The organism is Paenibacillus sp. JNU01 (genome assembly GCF_059130585.1).
The window spans coordinates 2,737,156-2,752,158 of the sequence record NZ_CP169723.1 but is presented as its reverse complement, the minus strand read 5'-3'; the positions used below and the strand labels follow the sequence as shown (position 1 = coordinate 2,752,158).

General features: G+C 47.6%; 14 protein-coding genes and 1 riboswitch. Of the genes, 13 read left to right on the top strand and 1 reads right to left on the bottom strand.

Translation table 11 applies throughout. The features are described 5' to 3' along the window. Positions 1-52 precede the first annotated feature (52 nt). The 7 genes from NLBNIHML_RS11930 (at position 53) to NLBNIHML_RS11900 (ending at position 7,618) form a co-directional block, all read left to right on the top strand. Positions 53-997 (top strand): metal ABC transporter solute-binding protein, Zn/Mn family, encoded by a 945-nt coding sequence (locus NLBNIHML_RS11930; protein WP_494354698.1) that lies wholly within the window; start codon positions 53-55, stop codon positions 995-997. A gap of 31 nt (positions 998-1,028) precedes the next feature. After that, positions 1,029-1,850 carry a metal ABC transporter ATP-binding protein gene (locus NLBNIHML_RS11925; protein WP_253440698.1) on the top strand — a complete coding sequence of 274 codons (822 nt, stop codon included), beginning with the start codon at positions 1,029-1,031 and terminating at the stop codon, positions 1,848-1,850. Between the two features lie 3 nt (positions 1,851-1,853). Beyond that, the gene (locus tag NLBNIHML_RS11920; protein ID WP_339237544.1) at positions 1,854-2,813 is read left to right on the top strand and encodes a metal ABC transporter permease; all 960 of its coding nucleotides are present in this window, start codon (positions 1,854-1,856) and stop codon (positions 2,811-2,813) included. Then, the gene (locus NLBNIHML_RS11915) at positions 2,813-3,685 is read left to right on the top strand and encodes a metal ABC transporter permease (RefSeq protein WP_494354441.1); all 873 of its coding nucleotides are present in this window, start codon (positions 2,813-2,815) and stop codon (positions 3,683-3,685) included. Before NLBNIHML_RS11920 ends, NLBNIHML_RS11915 begins: the two co-directional genes overlap by 1 nt. A gap of 998 nt (positions 3,686-4,683) precedes the next feature. Next, the gene (locus tag NLBNIHML_RS11910) at positions 4,684-5,433 is read left to right on the top strand and encodes a Cof-type HAD-IIB family hydrolase (RefSeq protein ID WP_339237542.1); all 750 of its coding nucleotides are present in this window, start codon (positions 4,684-4,686) and stop codon (positions 5,431-5,433) included. A 54-nt stretch (positions 5,434-5,487) separates the two neighbouring features. Next, positions 5,488-5,928 carry a DUF456 domain-containing protein gene (locus tag NLBNIHML_RS11905; RefSeq protein WP_047841365.1) on the top strand — a complete coding sequence of 147 codons (441 nt, stop codon included), beginning with the start codon at positions 5,488-5,490 and terminating at the stop codon, positions 5,926-5,928. Between the two features lie 61 nt (positions 5,929-5,989). Continuing rightward, the gene (locus NLBNIHML_RS11900) at positions 5,990-7,618 is read left to right on the top strand and encodes a putative polysaccharide biosynthesis protein (protein WP_339305765.1); all 1,629 of its coding nucleotides are present in this window, start codon (positions 5,990-5,992) and stop codon (positions 7,616-7,618) included. Positions 7,619-7,840: 222 nt separating this feature from the next. Here the strand turns inward: NLBNIHML_RS11900 and NLBNIHML_RS11895 are convergent, their stop codons facing one another. Then, a complete protein-coding gene (locus NLBNIHML_RS11895) occupies positions 7,841-9,127 on the bottom strand; it encodes a DUF2515 family protein (protein WP_494354440.1) in 1,287 nt (428 codons plus the stop codon). Positions 9,128-9,269: 142 nt separating this feature from the next. On the opposite strand from NLBNIHML_RS11895, the gene NLBNIHML_RS11890 reads away from it, so the two are divergent. The 6 genes from NLBNIHML_RS11890 (at position 9,270) to NLBNIHML_RS11865 (ending at position 14,870) form a co-directional block, all read left to right on the top strand. After that, positions 9,270-9,614: a thioredoxin family protein gene (locus tag NLBNIHML_RS11890; protein ID WP_017692403.1), complete on the top strand. Its 345-nt coding sequence runs from the start codon at positions 9,270-9,272 to the stop codon at positions 9,612-9,614. A 396-nt stretch (positions 9,615-10,010) separates the two neighbouring features. Continuing rightward, complete coding sequence (locus tag NLBNIHML_RS11885) at positions 10,011-10,949, top strand: COX15/CtaA family protein (RefSeq protein WP_339237535.1); 939 nt, start codon at positions 10,011-10,013, stop codon at positions 10,947-10,949. 191 nt (positions 10,950-11,140) lie between these two features. After that, positions 11,141-11,857 (top strand): Cthe_2314 family HEPN domain-containing protein, encoded by a 717-nt coding sequence (locus tag NLBNIHML_RS11880; RefSeq protein ID WP_339237532.1) that lies wholly within the window; start codon positions 11,141-11,143, stop codon positions 11,855-11,857. A gap of 137 nt (positions 11,858-11,994) precedes the next feature. Beyond that, a riboswitch (SAM riboswitch) is annotated at positions 11,995-12,136 on the top strand. Between the two features lie 125 nt (positions 12,137-12,261). Beyond that, positions 12,262-13,296, top strand: a complete 1,035-nt coding sequence (locus NLBNIHML_RS11875; RefSeq protein ID WP_494354439.1) for a methionine ABC transporter ATP-binding protein — start codon at positions 12,262-12,264, stop codon at positions 13,294-13,296. After that, on the top strand, positions 13,297-13,956 hold the full coding sequence (locus NLBNIHML_RS11870; RefSeq protein WP_494354438.1) for a methionine ABC transporter permease: 660 nt from the start codon (positions 13,297-13,299) through the stop codon (positions 13,954-13,956). Between the two features lie 74 nt (positions 13,957-14,030). Continuing rightward, positions 14,031-14,870, top strand: coding sequence for a MetQ/NlpA family ABC transporter substrate-binding protein (locus NLBNIHML_RS11865; RefSeq protein ID WP_278298359.1), 840 nt, complete (start codon positions 14,031-14,033; stop codon positions 14,868-14,870). Positions 14,871-15,003 lie beyond the last annotated feature (133 nt).

Here is a 15,003-nt window from a genome sequence, read left to right as displayed (position 1 = left end):
TTAGATGTGGACAATACTTTTAGGAGAGGGAAAGGGGACGATTGAATTGTTAATGGTGAAGATGAGGAGTATTCAGAGGGGAGTCATCACGCTAGCGGTTCTGGTGCTGGTTGTCGTACTTTCAGCATGTTCAAGTGATGCGGAGACGAGCAACGACGGCAAGCTGCAAGTAACCGCTACAACGGGCATGATCGCTGACGTAGCACGTGAGGTAGGCGGAGCATATGCTGAGGTTACCGGGCTCATGGGCCCGGGCGTTGACCCCCACTTGTACAAGGCATCCCAAGGTGATATTCGCAAGCTGGAACAAGCAAAAGTCATTTTTTATAATGGACTGCATCTCGAAGGCAAAATGACAGACATTTTGGAGAAAATGTCCTCAAGCAAGCTGGTTACAGCCGTTACAGAGACCATTCCAGTCGAGGAGTTACACTCAGGCAAAGATACAGGCGGCACCGAATATGACCCACACGTCTGGTTTAACGTCAGCCACTGGATGCATGCGACAGAAGCTGTACGCGATACGCTCGTGGAGGCGGACCCGGATCATGCGGAAGAATACAAGGCTCAGGCAGAGGCATACCTGGCGAAGCTCAAAGATCTGGATGCCGAGGTACGTGAGAAGATTCTGGAGATTCCGGAAGCAAGCCGGGTATTGGTCACGGCACATGATGCATTTGGGTATTTCGGTCAAGCTTATGGCATGAAAGTGATGGGGCTTCAGGGCATTAGTACAGCAGCCGAATACGGTGCAAAAGATGTTAGCGAACTGAGGGATTATCTCGTGGATAACCATATCAAAGCCGTTTTTGTTGAATCAAGTGTGCCTGCCAAAGCGATGGAAGCCATTATTGCCGGAGCAGCTCAAAAAGGGCATACGGTGAACATTGGTGGAGAACTGTTCTCGGATGCCATGGGGGCTGAAGGAACGGAAGAAGGCACATACATCGGTATGATTCGCCACAATGTTGAGACGATAGTAGAAGCCCTGAAATAATGAATCCTATGAAGAGAGGAGTTACAGGATTATGAATGATACAACTTTATCGGAACAAACTCCTACGAATCTGAACAACAGCCACTTGCAGGGAACGCTGCCTACGTCGGCTCCTCTTAGTGTGAGGGATCTGGCCGTGGCCTATCACAAAAAGCCGGTGCTTAGCAGTGTATCCTTCGATATCCCGGAAGGACAGCTCATCGGAATACTCGGACCGAATGGTGCCGGAAAATCAACCCTGATCAAAGCCGTTCTGGGACTGGTACCGAAGATGCATGGTGAGGTACGGATCTTCGGACAATCGTACCGGGAACAACGTCGCCGCATCGGTTATGTACCCCAACGGGAATCGGTCGACTGGGATTTCCCTACGCATGCACTCGATGTAGTGATGATGGGACGGTATGGTCATCTGGGCTGGTTCCGTCGTCCGGGGAAAAAGGAGCGGGACCTGGCAGCACACTGCCTGGAACAAGTCGGCATGGGCGATTACATGTACCGGCAGATCAGCCAGCTGTCGGGTGGACAGCAGCAACGTGTCTTTCTGGCGCGGGCACTCGTGCAAGACGCAGATCTGTATTTCATGGATGAGCCGTTTGCAGGTGTGGATGCTACCACGGAGAAAGCGATCATTTCCCTGTTGGAGCAGTTGAAGAAACAAGGCAAGACGGTACTTGTCGTTCACCATGATCTGGCGACAGTCGAGGAATACTTCGACCATGTGCTACTGCTCAATGGACGACTGGTGGCTGGCGGACCGACAAGTGAAGTATTTGTACCAGATACACTGCAAGAGACGTACGGAGGCCGGATTGCCATGATCGGAAGCCGGACGGAGAAAGGTCAGGTGTAGTACATGTGGAACTGGATCATTGCCATCTTGTCCGACCCCAATACCCGTTGGATATTGCTTGGCTGTCTGCTGCTTGGATTCAGCAGTGGAATTATTGGCTCCTTCACCTTCCTTCGTAAGCAGAGTCTGATGGGGGACACCCTTGCTCATGCTGCTCTGCCTGGGATCTGTATTGCATTTATGTTAACGGAAACGAAGTCTGTAGGATTATTCCTGTTCGGTGCTCTGGTGGCCGGTATCGTTGCTACCTTCGGAATTTCGTGGATTACACGCTACTCCCGGATCAAACAGGATGCGGCGATGGGCATTGTGTTGACCGTATTTTTCGGGATTGGTGTAGTGATGCTGACGCGCATCCAGCATGGAGCGAGCGGAAGTCAAAGCGGACTTGATAAATATTTGTTTGGGCAGGCGGCATCCATGGTCATGACGGATGTGTATGTCATGGGGGGCGTATGTCTCGTACTACTGATTGCCTGTCTGGCTTGGTTCAAGGAATTCAAACTGGTCAGCTTTGACCCGGGATTTGCACGAGGTATGGGACTGCCAGTTGCCATGTTGGAGCAGCTTATTCTGCTCTTGACGGTAATCGCGGTGGTGGCCGGGATTCAGGCGGTTGGTGTGGTGCTTGTTGCAGCCTTGCTGGTAACTCCGGCAGCAGCGGCACGTTGCTGGACCGACTCACTCGCACTGATGGTGGTGTTGGCAGGCATATTTGGTGCATTGAGTGGAGCGACAGGAACCATCTTCAGCACGCTTGTTCCTAATCTGCCGACAGGTCCTGTAACTGTTCTTGCGGCTACGGTGTTGTTTGCCGGATCAGCCTTGCTCGCACCGCGTCGTGGATTATTAGCCAGGCGGTTACGCAGTATTCAGGCGAAGTCCGCATATATGCGTGAAGAGCGGGCTACACTTCAGACTCTCGCCACACAGCGGAATCAGCAGGAACGGGGGGAGATGTAATGGCAACGTTTTGGATTATCTTGACGGCCGTACTGGTTTCTTCTGCCTGCGCCATCCTCGGTTGTTTTCTGATCCTGCGGCGAATGGCTCTGGTCGGTGATGCGATCAGCCATGCGGTTCTCCCTGGTATTGCGATTGCTTTCCTGTGGAGCGGTTCCAGAGATTCGTTATGGATGCTGCTCGGTGCCACCGTGTTTGGTCTACTGACGGTATTCTTCATACAGAGTTTGCAGGCGGGTGGACTCTCGTCAGATGCCTCCATCGGAATTGTGTTCACAGCACTCTTCGCAGTAGGCGTCATTCTGATTAGTCTAAACGCTCAGCACATCGATCTGGATCTGGACTGTGTCTTGTTCGGCGAGATCGCTTATGTGCAGTGGGATACGCTAACCCTTGAGGGCACAGATGTGGGGCCGAGGGCAGTCTGGATGCTTGGTATCACGTTACTCGTTATCCTCGTCGTCATTGGGCTGTTCTACAAACAGTTCAAGCTATGTGCCTTCGATCCGGCGCTGGCTGCTGCCTGTGGCATTCCAGTAGTGCTGTTCCACTATCTGCTCATGGGACTCGTTTCCATGACATCCGTAGCTTCATTTGAAAGTGTGGGTTCAATTCTCGTGGTGGGCATGCTGATTGTACCTGCGGCGACGGCGTACCTGCTCACAGATCGTCTGGGCAAAATGATTCTGTATGCCGTCTTGATCGGAGCAGCTTCCTCGGTTGGAGGTTACATCATGGCATACGCCCTGGATGCTTCCATCGCGGGCTGCATGGTGGCAGTAGCTGGGATTTTGTTTGTTCTCGCACTGCTGCTGTCCCCGAAACATGGCATCGTATTCCGTTACGCTCGTCGCAAATTCGCAGCACGGTAATTAAAGTTTAAATTGAATTATAAATGAATAAACAAAATAACACTAAATGAGGGTGTCCCATAAGTCATGAATATGACGAGGGACATCCTCATTTAGTGTTATTTTGTTTTAATGAACCTGATACACGCTATTCGCTCCCATTTGCCCAGATCTGAGAACTAACGAACTATAGAGAAGCTATTTCGTCGATTTACTGGTTTTTATAGGTTGGGAAGCCCTGTTATGACGAAATAGCGTTAGTGAGGTTCGTTAAATCTTGCAACCGTTGATGATGCGCCTTTTAAGGTGCGGTAGGTTCGTTAGCACTTGGAGCGAGGCGGCGTTCCTTCTGAGACAGCCCCTTTCTACGTGTCTGGACGTATGACTTCGAAAAGGGCAACCGGATATAAGAAATACAATATAAAATGATATTGTAGCGTCATCCTGCCGATTACGGGTTATTTTGTTGCATACAGATGATCTGTGGTAAAATGTCGTTAGCTGTGACGTCCGGAACGTCCGTTTTTACGGGTGCCGGGCGATCTTGTTGTGAAAGAATGTTTACCAATAGATAAAGAGAACCTTCAAGTTGAACTGGAGAACCAATGTGGAACGGAGATGGCAGAAAGAACCTAGAGAAGGGAAATTTGTTTTCCTTCTTGATGGTAGGTGTTATGAGCTCTAAATACAAAGGTGATGTAGTGAAGGGGGCGGAATCAATCTGAAGAAGCGATAGCGTGCGCCTGAAAGCTTTCTGCATGAAAGCTGCTTCGAAAGCATACGCTGTCTCCGAATTTCTAACCCTTAAGAAGAGAGAATCTAGAAAATTTGGAGACAAAGCGATCGGAAGACGATCCGTACACGTAACGGTTACCTCGTATAATCTCAATACACTAAAGAAAAAGGTAATTCTAAAACAAAGATACTACGACTCGAAAGGTTTTCTGCCCGCGTAGTGCCTGAATGGATATCCATGAGTTCAACTTGGAGAGAGAGACAACCTAGGGAGGAACTACTGTATGAGTGAACTGAAATACAAATTGCTTGCATTGGATATGGATGGAACATTGCTTAATGATAATCATGAAATTACGCAGGAGACCGCCAAGTGGATTCAGATTGCGATTCGTCGGGGGGTACATGTGTGCCTATCCACGGGAAGAGCGGTATTCCACGCGATGCCTTATGCGGTGCAGCTTGGGCTGGAGACACCGATGGTTACCGTTAACGGCAGTGAGGTCTGGAAAGCTCCGCATGATCTGCATATGCGTCATCTGATGGACCCGGCATTGATTCGCAGAATGCAGGAGATCGGTGAGAAATATAACAGCTGGTACTGGGCATACTCCGTGGAAGAGCTGTTCAATCGTGACCGTTGGACGGACAATATTGAAGGTCTGGAATGGTTGAAATTCGGCTTCAATACCGAAGTGGATGAAGTTCGTCACCAGATCATGATGGAACTGCAACAAATGGGTGGTCTGCAAATGACCAATTCCTCACCCGTTAATATTGAGATCAACCCTGCAGGTATATCCAAAGCTAGTGGTGTAGCGGAAGTCTGCAAGCTGCTGGGCATCGAGATGTCCGAAGTTGTTGCTGTCGGAGACAGCTTGAACGATCTGGCTGTCATTGAGGCGGTAGGTTTGGGTGTAGCTATGGGTAATGCGCAAGAGCAGGTGAAGGAAGCGGCTGATCTGATCGTAGCGAGTAACAATGAAGACGGCATCGTCGAAGTGATTCGTGAACATATTTTGAAGGGGGAGTAACCTTTGCTCGCAACCATTGCCTGGATTTTAATTGTGCTGCTGTTTGCAGTGGGGATGGCTGGAACGGTATATCCCATACTGCCTGGTGCTGTAGCGATTTTCTTCGCGTTTCTGGTCTACGGCTGGTTCTTCAGTTTTGATCCGTTCGGTGTATGGTTCTGGATCATCCAGATTCTGATTGTGGTTGTGTTGTTTGTGGCTGATTATGTCGTCAGCGCATGGGGTGTGAAGAAGTTCGGTGGCTCCAAGTTATCGACCACGCTGAGTACCATTGGTGTTATCATTGGCCCATTTGTCATTCCGGCATTCGGACTGGTGTTGGGACCATTTATCGGGGCTTTTATTGGGGAATTGATCGGTGGGTCTTCACCTTCCAAAGCATCGAAAGTTGGATTTGGTTCCGTCGTGGGACTATTTACGAGTACTGTGATGAAAATTATTTTGCAAATCGTCATGATTGTTCTCTTTATTATCTGGGTGGTAAGATTCGCCTAAACGTTCAGGATTAGCTTCAACGGGATGCACGTCCGGTGTGGAGGAAAGAAGGGGAATTCGTTTGTCTAAGAAAGAAACATTCATTAGGGGTACGCTCATACTGGCAGCCGCTGCGCTAATCGCGAGAGTACTCGGGTTGGTTCAACGGGTGCCGCTGGAGCATATCCTCGGAGATGTCGGTAACGCATCGTTCACCATCTCCAATACGGTATATTTAATGCTGTTAACTGTAGCAACGGCGGGCATACCGAGTACACTTAGCAAAATGGTATCGGAACGCTATGCACTCGGACGCGCGGGTGAAGCCCAACAGATCTACCGTGCAGCCCTGATCTTTGCGGCTGTCGCCGGGGTAGTCATGTCTGCTTTATTGTGGTTCGCTGCACCTTATTATGCCACGTATGTCTCCAAAGTACCGGCATCGGTCAGCGCCATTCGCGCCTTGGCTCCAGCCTTGCTGCTGTTCCCGGCCATTGCAATGATGCGTGGATATTTCCAGGGAAGAGGGAACATGACAGCGGGTGGTATTTCGCAGATTGTGGAACAGTTCGCCCGTGTAGGTACAGCTATTATCGTGGCTTATGTCATGCTGCAATGGAATTATGATGATCAAACGATTGCTGCGGGTGCCTCATTTGGTGGGGTATTAGGAAGTGTGGGTGCCTTTGGTGTCATGCTGTACTTCACCTTGAAGCTGCGTCGTAGCGACCGTGCGGCCCAATTGAATTACGAGCCTGCAAAGCAGCTACCGATGCGAGGTATCTACAGCGATATCTTCAAGCTGTCTATACCCATTGTGCTGTCCTCACTTGCAGTTCCAGCCATTAACTTCATCGATTCATCCCTTGTGGTTCCGCTGCTCAGTGGCCAGATTGGACTAGAAGAAGCGACAGGCGTTCTGGCGATCTTGGGAGCTAAGGCCCAAAGTATTGCGGGTATCCCTCCGATTCTGGCGATCGCTTTAAGTCAATCGTTGGTGCCTGTTATCTCGGCAGCATTTGCCCGCAAGGATGAAGCGCATCTGAAGAGTCAGGTTACACTTGCGATGCGTATTTCGATTCTAACAGGTATGCCGATTGTCATTGCACTTTGTGCAGCAGCGTATTCGGTCAACGGATTGCTGTTTACCAATCTGGATGGAACGCCGATTATTGCCTTGCTGACATTCGGTACTATTTTCCAGATTACGATGATGACCACCAACTCCATTTTGCTTGGGGTAGGGAAACCGCGGATTACGATGATTAGTGTGGCAGCAGGTGTTGTAGTCAAACTGATCGCAAGTCTGATTCTGGCGCCGATCTTTGGCATTTACGGCATCATTATTGCAACGGCCCTTTGTTTCCTGGTAATCACGTACCTGAATCTGCGGGTCCTTCGCAAAATCGTTGATTTCTCCATCATGGGAGATCGTTGGAAAGGTTTTATCATTACAGTGTTGCTTGCAGCAGGTGTAGGATTTGCAACGAACTGGATTGGGAATACGATCTTTGGACTGTTCCTGCCAGCGCGTGTATCCTTCTTGCTTACCTGCCTTGTGGTTGGTGTGCTTGTTGTGGTGGTGTATCTGGTTCTCATGGTTGTGCTGCGTGTATTACGCAAGGACGAGCTGGGCAGTTACCCCCGTATTCTGCAAAAAATTCTCCGTCCACTTATGCGTCTTCAACGTGGAGCCGGGCAAAGAGGTTAAGAATACACGGAGCATCATTCAAGCTCCAATATGTTGTGAACATCGGATAAATGATAAAAGTTCATGGATAAAAGCTCTGTCTGCTGTTAAGCGGACAGGGCTTTTTGTATCGCAAAGGCGAGCTGCGTGACTGCGTTGAATATTAGCCCAGCAAGCGAGAATTAGCGATACATTGGGAAATTCACATCATCCGGCTTTACCTGCTCCATATGATCTTCAGCATTAGTGTGTGATGGCTTTCGCATCATGAGCCAGTGCTGTTTTCAACATCCCATACCGATGTTCGTGACTCATCTCAAACAGCCATGGCCGGCGCGGTGCTGTTAGATAACCGAGACAATCCCGAGTCTGAAGCCAGTCTTGTCTGGTAATCGGTTCATAAGGCGTGTCGCCCCATACGGATAGCAGTTCCGGACTATATAATCGTTGCCCTTCTGGAAGCCATTCTTCATCAAGTAGCGCTTGCGCGTATAATGTATGATCACCTGCCTCTTCTTCACGATGGGTAAACAGGCCAGGCCAATATTCGGCCCGTGATCCACGATGGGGAACCGAACGTGCGAACGCCAACACTTGTGTGTGGACTTGCTCCACCCCAAATAACAGAGCATATAGGCCTTTGCCAAACATGATCCGCTCATCCAACTTGCCAAAATGTTCAATGACGCGTCCTGCGAGGCCTGCTCCCCGACCAAGAGGAAAGATAATATGATTAAGCCCCGCCAAATTATGCAGATGGAATGCAGGTTTGGAGAGTACTTCTTTTTGAAAATAAGGATGCTGCACCACACGGCTCTCGATATAGTTCTGCTCATTAATAATTAATGCCACACTAAGCAGTGAACTGCACCGTTCCAGCCAAAAGCGTTCCCAAAACGGCATCATAAACGCAGATACGTGAAAGTGTGACAAGAGATGGAAACAGCTTCGTCCAATCCGGCGACTGTTCATATACAGCTGTAGCTGGGGATATGCATCCTGGAAAATGAGTGCATTGCATCGCTCCAGCAGCCGATACATATGCTCGCGATCGCTCTGATTCTGCAGATTATGCATTAAGTCACTCTGAAGATCTGTCATATGATATCCACCGTTGCGAGAGACCATATGGGCCAGCAGAGCCCAATGCAGTTCAGGGTATTGCTCATAACATTCCAGATAGGCTGACGTGCGGGTAACATTACTTCGGTTATGCTCCTGGGTCAGTGTCTTTATCTCTTCCAGAATGATGCAATCTTCTTCACAGACGAGTGCGCTTTGAACCTGGTCCGTGCGTGCAAAAGACTTGCTGCTGGCAGGTAACAGACGCTCTACCTCAGACTGTAGGGCAGCTGCCGTATCGGTATCCCACTCGATGTCACGCAATGGATGACGAAGCTGTGCTGAGGCTTGCCATGCAGCCTGTTTGCCACGCCAGATTTCCCGGGCAGCACCCGGAATGGAACGGACCATCTGCAAGAGGGATCCGTGATGCTGTTCGCTGGAAGAATCGGTTCTGGTGGAAGTCATGATGTGACATCCTTTCATGATGTTCTGGGTTTAAATTCACAGACCATGTGGTTTATTCTAAGTATGCACTGATTATTTGACTTCCACTCGCCAATTTGCTTCACTTAGGATAAGACAAGGTACAGAAAGGGAGATGAACCGAATGGAACAGATTACTTCCAAACCGGCTTTTGATGTAGCTATCCAATCCCCACGTTTGACAATTGCCGTATTCAAGGCAGACTGGTGTGGTGACTGCAAATACATCGATCCGTTTATGCCTGAGGTTGAAGAGAAATATGCACGTGAACTGACATTGATTGAGGTCGACGTGGATCAGGTTGGGACGGTTAGTGAAGAGCAGAATATTCTTGGCATTCCGAGCTTTGTGGCGTATACAGATGGGCGCGAACTCGTACGGTACGTGAACAAGCTGCGCAAGTCGAGAGAAGAGATTGAGCAGTTCCTGGATCGCGCAGTTGAAGTGTACAACACGATCCATAAATAATGTTATATACGTTCAAATGATGAATATCTACACAAACACTCCGATGACAGAATAACCTTTTGATCGCTGTTATTGTGTAAATGTTTCATTGAACTTATATAAAAGTATGACAGGTTCATGCTGTAAAAGGGTATACTAGATGAAACGCCATTTCTCTTGAAATAGGGAAATGGCGTTTGTGTGTTCGACATGTTTCTATGTTAGAAATTTGATGTACATATCCCCAGTGACCTATGGGTCATTATTTCATCAGACGTTAACATTTTGTCACAAAGCGCGGACGTCAATGAACATTTTATCCGGTATAATGAATTTAGTTGTGAAATAAGTGTCAAAGTATCGAAACAAGCGAAGGATATTCTTCGCCATCTTAAACCAACAGCGGGTGAGAAAAAATTGAAACACTTAACTTTATTTAAATGGTTAACCGTATTAACCTGTCTTGTCATGTTTCTGGCCACTTTTGGTGGAGGCATCGTAACCAAAACGGAATCGGGCCTTGGCTGCGGAACGGAATGGCCTTTATGTAACGGGAAACTCGTTCCGGCACATACTGTGGCTTCACTTATTGAATATTCCCATCGCGCTGTAAGCGCACTGGCTGGATTGTTGTCCATTGCCTCGTTTGTTGCTTTTCTGCTGTTTGGCAAGTCACGTCGTGACCTGCAATTGTTCTCTTTCTTAACCCTGGTATTTGTTATCGTGCAGGGGATCATGGGGGCTTTTGCCGTTGTCTTTTCCCAATCTTCAGCAGTCATGGCACTGCATTTCGGCTTTGCACTGATTGCTTTTGCCAGTTCCCTGATGATGGCGCTGGGCATAAGGCAGGAGGCAAAAGATGGCGGATTGGAGCGCCTGAATAAATACCCTCGGGTGAGCAAAAAATTCAGGAATCTGGTCTGGTTCTCCACCATTTACACATATCTCGTGGTATACACGGGTGCATTTGTGAGCCACACGAATTCTGCTGGCGGATGTTCCGGATTTCCGCTCTGTAACGGGCAGATTATCCCTGAGCTTTCAGGAGGGGTAGCGGTTGCTTTTGCTCACCGTGCAGCAGCAGCGTCGCTCGTTATTGTTATTGCAATTCTGGGTCATTTCGCTTACCGTAATCATCCGGACAACAAGGAAATGCGTACCCTTGGCGTGGTATCCGTTGTTCTCATCCTGATGCAAGTCGTGATTGGTATTTTCATGATGGTGACAATGAACCGTCCGGAAGTATACATGTTCGTAGCTCTCGCTCATATGCTGGATATCGCCATATTGTTCGGAGTTTTAACGTATATGAGTTTCCTGGTGTACAAGCTGCATCGACCGGTTAATCGGTTCTAGATACAGATACAGTTCTCTTGAAGGTACTCGGCCTAATATGAAAGTCCACCATCCAGTGATGTACATCATTGGACAGGTGGACTTTGTTTGATGTGAGGGGGATCAGGGCAACCTATGGCAAGCAGCAATTACACGGAATGGATGAAGTGTTACGGTGATGAAATGTTGATTCGGAAAAGAGGAGGTTAAATATGCTGCGAACGTTGTTGGGGGAAAAACCGCGTATAAACGAAGGTAAATTGAAGGAAGCGATGGACTCCATGGCGCATACACTTGAGCTCTTTCAGCGGCAAATGCATGTGGATCATGATCCCACGCATGACTATCGGAAACTGTATGTGTGGACTCAGGGACTCATCTCCTCACTGGATGAACTGGAGCAAAGCAGCTTCGCTGCAGCTCATTTTCGCAAAAAGGTCGTTGCAGGCTCAACGGACGACATGACACCGACTGAAAAAGCCGAGTATGCCCGATATGTGTATTTCTACAAAGATGGCTTCATCCGCTGCTTTGCCATTTTGGATAAAGTCGGGACCGTATTGAATGAAATATTCCAGCTGAATACTTCAAATACAAAAGCGCATTTTTCTTATTTTACGGTGTTAAGGCAGTTCGATTTTGCGAGGGAACATCATGATCTTGCATTGAAATTAATTCAGATCAAGGACTCATATCGGGAGCCGATGAGCAAGCTGCGCAAACGACGTAATATGGAAATTCACTACATGAACTCGGAAATGCACGATGACTTGTGGCAGTTACACCAGACCTTGCAAGGTAAGGTGAAGCTGGAGGATCTGAATCAGCATGTGCAGGAAATGCGTCAGGGCGTGGATATGGTCTGTGAAACGTTAACAGCCTCTTATCGTTATATCAATAAAATATGGCAAAGAAATAATTCCCTTTGACAAATCGGAATACTTGGAATATACTGAGTTTCAATTAGAGTGTTGCAATGACAGAGAATGAACAGATCATCTCAAAATTTACATTCACATTATAAAGTATGAACTACATGAACTTATAAAATCCTACAATAACATATTTCTTATCGAGAGCGGCGGAGGGACAGGCCCGATGAAGCCCGGCAACCGATTTGTAATGACATGATACATGTATCATTCGTTATAGATGTTAGGTGCTAATTCCTACAAAATGGTGCAAGGCACGATTTTGGCAGATGAGAAGGTACATTCTTTCACGTGAAGAGCCCTCTTTGTTTCTGCAAAGGGCTCTTTTTTGTATTTTAAGGGGAGTTTTCCTTTAGATCGGGTAAAGATACATGTAGGTGGTTGGAAAGGGGCAAGTGCGATTGATTGAATTAAAAGGTTTAACCAAAACGTACGGCAAAGGAAAAAAGTCTACAACAGCGTTATCCGAGCTGAATTTGAACATCCAAAAGGGTGAAATCTACGGCGTTATTGGCCATTCCGGAGCGGGTAAAAGTACACTGATTCGCTGTATTAATTTGCTAGAGCGGCCTACGGAGGGTGAAGTATGGGTTGACGGGATCAATCTGACTGAACTGAGCAAAACCGAATTGCAGCAACAGAGACGCAAGATCGGGATGATTTTCCAACACTTCAATCTGTTATCCTCTGCAACGGTATATGATAATGTGGCTTTTCCACTAAAGCTTGTGAATACACCCAAGGATGCCGTTGATCGCAAAGTGAAGGAAATGCTCAATCTCGTTGGTCTGGAGAACCATAGCAACAAATATCCAGCTCAATTATCAGGTGGACAGAAACAACGTGTGGGGATTGCGAGAGCACTTGCGAGTGATCCGAATGTACTTCTCTGTGATGAGGCTACTTCAGCGCTTGATCCGCAGACGACAAATTCAATTCTGAAGTTATTGCTCGACATTAACGAAAAGTACAACCTTACCATTGTGCTGATTACACATGAGATGCATGTCATTCAGAACATCTGTGATAAGGTGGCTGTCATTCATCAAGGTGGCATTGTGGAACAGGGACCTGTAACCGAGGTGTTCCTGAAGCCGCAACATGCGATTACGCGGGACTTCATGATGCGTGACCATGAAGCTGGACTGGCTCTGGAAGAGACCGCTCTGGCGAATGCAGGCATTGAATTGCAGGCAGGTGTTGCTTCGAAACTTGTGAAGATATCCTTTCTGGGGAACAAAACATATGAAGCGATTTTGTCCAGAACGGTTCGTAAGACGGGTGTGGATTTTGCCATCCTGCAAGGAACGATCTCTACGATCAAACAGGTTCCTTATGGACAACTGACCGTTCGGTTCGAAGGTGATTCCAATGCGATTGATCGAACGATATCCGAATTGACCGCTGAGGGACTTGATGTGGAGGTGCTTCGTTAGATGGATTTTTCAACAGTTCGTTGGGAAGAGGTTGGTAAAGCTTCCATAGAGACACTGCAGATTTTGGGTGTATCAGGCCTGTTCACCGTTATCTTGGGTTTACCGCTCGGAGTTCTGCTGTTCATGACAGCCCGATCTGCTTCAATGAAGTCACGGACAGTCTACACTATACTATCCCTGATTGTTAATATTTTGCGCTCGGTCCCATTTATCATATTGATTGTTGCTCTTATTCCATTCACTCGTATACTCGTCGGTACAGCTACGGGGGTTCTTGGCGTCATACCTCCTTTGGTTATTTCAGCAGCGCCTTACTTTGCTCGATTGGTGGAGACAACGTTGCGAGAAGTTGACCGTGGTGTAATTGAAGCGGCGCAGTCAATGGGGGCATCCACCGGACAGATTGTAAGACGGGTATTGCTGCCTGAGGCGTTACCTGGTCTGGTTGCTGGGATAACCATTACCATCGTTACGCTTGTCTCCTATACGGCGATGGCGGGCATGGTTGGTGGTGGTGGTCTGGGAACACTGGCTATTAACTACGGATATTTCCGTTATCAAAATGAAATCATGATCATATCCGTAGTGTCGATGATTATTCTCGTGCAAATTCTCCAGATGGCTGGAGATCGCTTAGTTACATTTTTCACCAGGAAATAACACATAGATAACATGTTGGCTGTGCAGTCATTCAAACGCCACATGAAAAAATGATTAGAGAAGGGGTTTTACACATGAAAAAATGGTCATTCGCTCTACTTAGTCTTATGCTGATTGCGGTTCTCGCAGCTTGCGGAAACAACAAGGATGCCGATAGCGGCGCAGACAATTCAGCAGGTGCACCACGCACGGTTGAATTGAAAGTGGGAGCTTCACCTACACCACACGCAGAGATTCTGGAAAGCATCAAACCTGAACTGGAAGCACAAGGCATTCGTCTGCAAGTCGTTACGTTCAATGACTATGTACAACCCAACCAGCAGCTTGCTGATAAAAAATTGGATGCAAACTTCTTCCAGCACCAGCCTTACTTGGACACAGAGAATAAAGAACGTGGATTCAACCTCGTTGCTGTAACACCTGTTCATGTTGAACCTTTTGGCGGATATTCCAAAAAGATTAAATCTTTGGATGAATTAGCTGATGGCGCAAAAGTAGCCATTCCAAATGACCCATCCAATGGTGGACGTGCACTGTTGTTGCTCGCGAAGGAAGGCATTATTACGCTGAAAGACAATACAAATATCACATCTACGATTCAGGATATCACAGCCAATCCGAAGAACCTGGATATCATCGAGCTGGATGCAGCCATGATGCCTCGCCAATTGGATGAAGCGGATCTGGTATTCATCAACGCCAACTATGCGCTTGAAGCGAACCTGAATCCGGCAAATGATGCATTGCTGATCGAAGATCTGCAAGGTAACCCATATGCAAATATCCTCGTTGCCCGTGAAGACAACAAGGATTCAGATGCAATTCAGAAATTAGCTGCTGCACTGCACTCCGAAGAAGTAAAAACATTCATCAAAGAGCGTTATAAAGGTGCAGTTGAACCAGCAACTGAATAATTTAACGATATGTATGAGTTGACGTGAGCTGATAAGAAGAGGATGTCCCATAAGTCATGAATATGACGGAAGGACATCCTCTTTTTGCTTATTAGCGCTTGTAGCGAGGTGCAATTTTTGAACAGCCACTCCT

Excerpts from the sequence above, each read along its gene's own strand:
- NLBNIHML_RS11930 (WP_494354698.1), top strand. The coding sequence starts at position 53 with ATGGTGAAGATGAGGAGTATTCAGAGGGGAGTCATCACGCTAGCGGTT.
- NLBNIHML_RS11925 (WP_253440698.1), top strand. The coding sequence starts at position 1,029 with ATGAATGATACAACTTTATCGGAACAAACTCCTACGAATCTGAACAAC.
- NLBNIHML_RS11920 (WP_339237544.1), top strand. The coding sequence starts at position 1,854 with ATGTGGAACTGGATCATTGCCATCTTGTCCGACCCCAATACCCGTTGG.
- NLBNIHML_RS11915 (WP_494354441.1), top strand. The coding sequence starts at position 2,813 with ATGGCAACGTTTTGGATTATCTTGACGGCCGTACTGGTTTCTTCTGCC.
- NLBNIHML_RS11910 (WP_339237542.1), top strand. The coding sequence starts at position 4,684 with ATGAGTGAACTGAAATACAAATTGCTTGCATTGGATATGGATGGAACA.
- NLBNIHML_RS11905 (WP_047841365.1), top strand. The coding sequence starts at position 5,488 with ATGGCTGGAACGGTATATCCCATACTGCCTGGTGCTGTAGCGATTTTC.
- NLBNIHML_RS11895 (WP_494354440.1), bottom strand. The coding sequence starts at position 9,127 with ATGACTTCCACCAGAACCGATTCTTCCAGCGAACAGCATCACGGATCC.
- NLBNIHML_RS11890 (WP_017692403.1), top strand. The coding sequence starts at position 9,270 with ATGGAACAGATTACTTCCAAACCGGCTTTTGATGTAGCTATCCAATCC.
- NLBNIHML_RS11880 (WP_339237532.1), top strand. The coding sequence starts at position 11,141 with ATGCTGCGAACGTTGTTGGGGGAAAAACCGCGTATAAACGAAGGTAAA.
- NLBNIHML_RS11870 (WP_494354438.1), top strand. The coding sequence starts at position 13,297 with ATGGATTTTTCAACAGTTCGTTGGGAAGAGGTTGGTAAAGCTTCCATA.
- NLBNIHML_RS11865 (WP_278298359.1), top strand. The coding sequence starts at position 14,031 with ATGAAAAAATGGTCATTCGCTCTACTTAGTCTTATGCTGATTGCGGTT.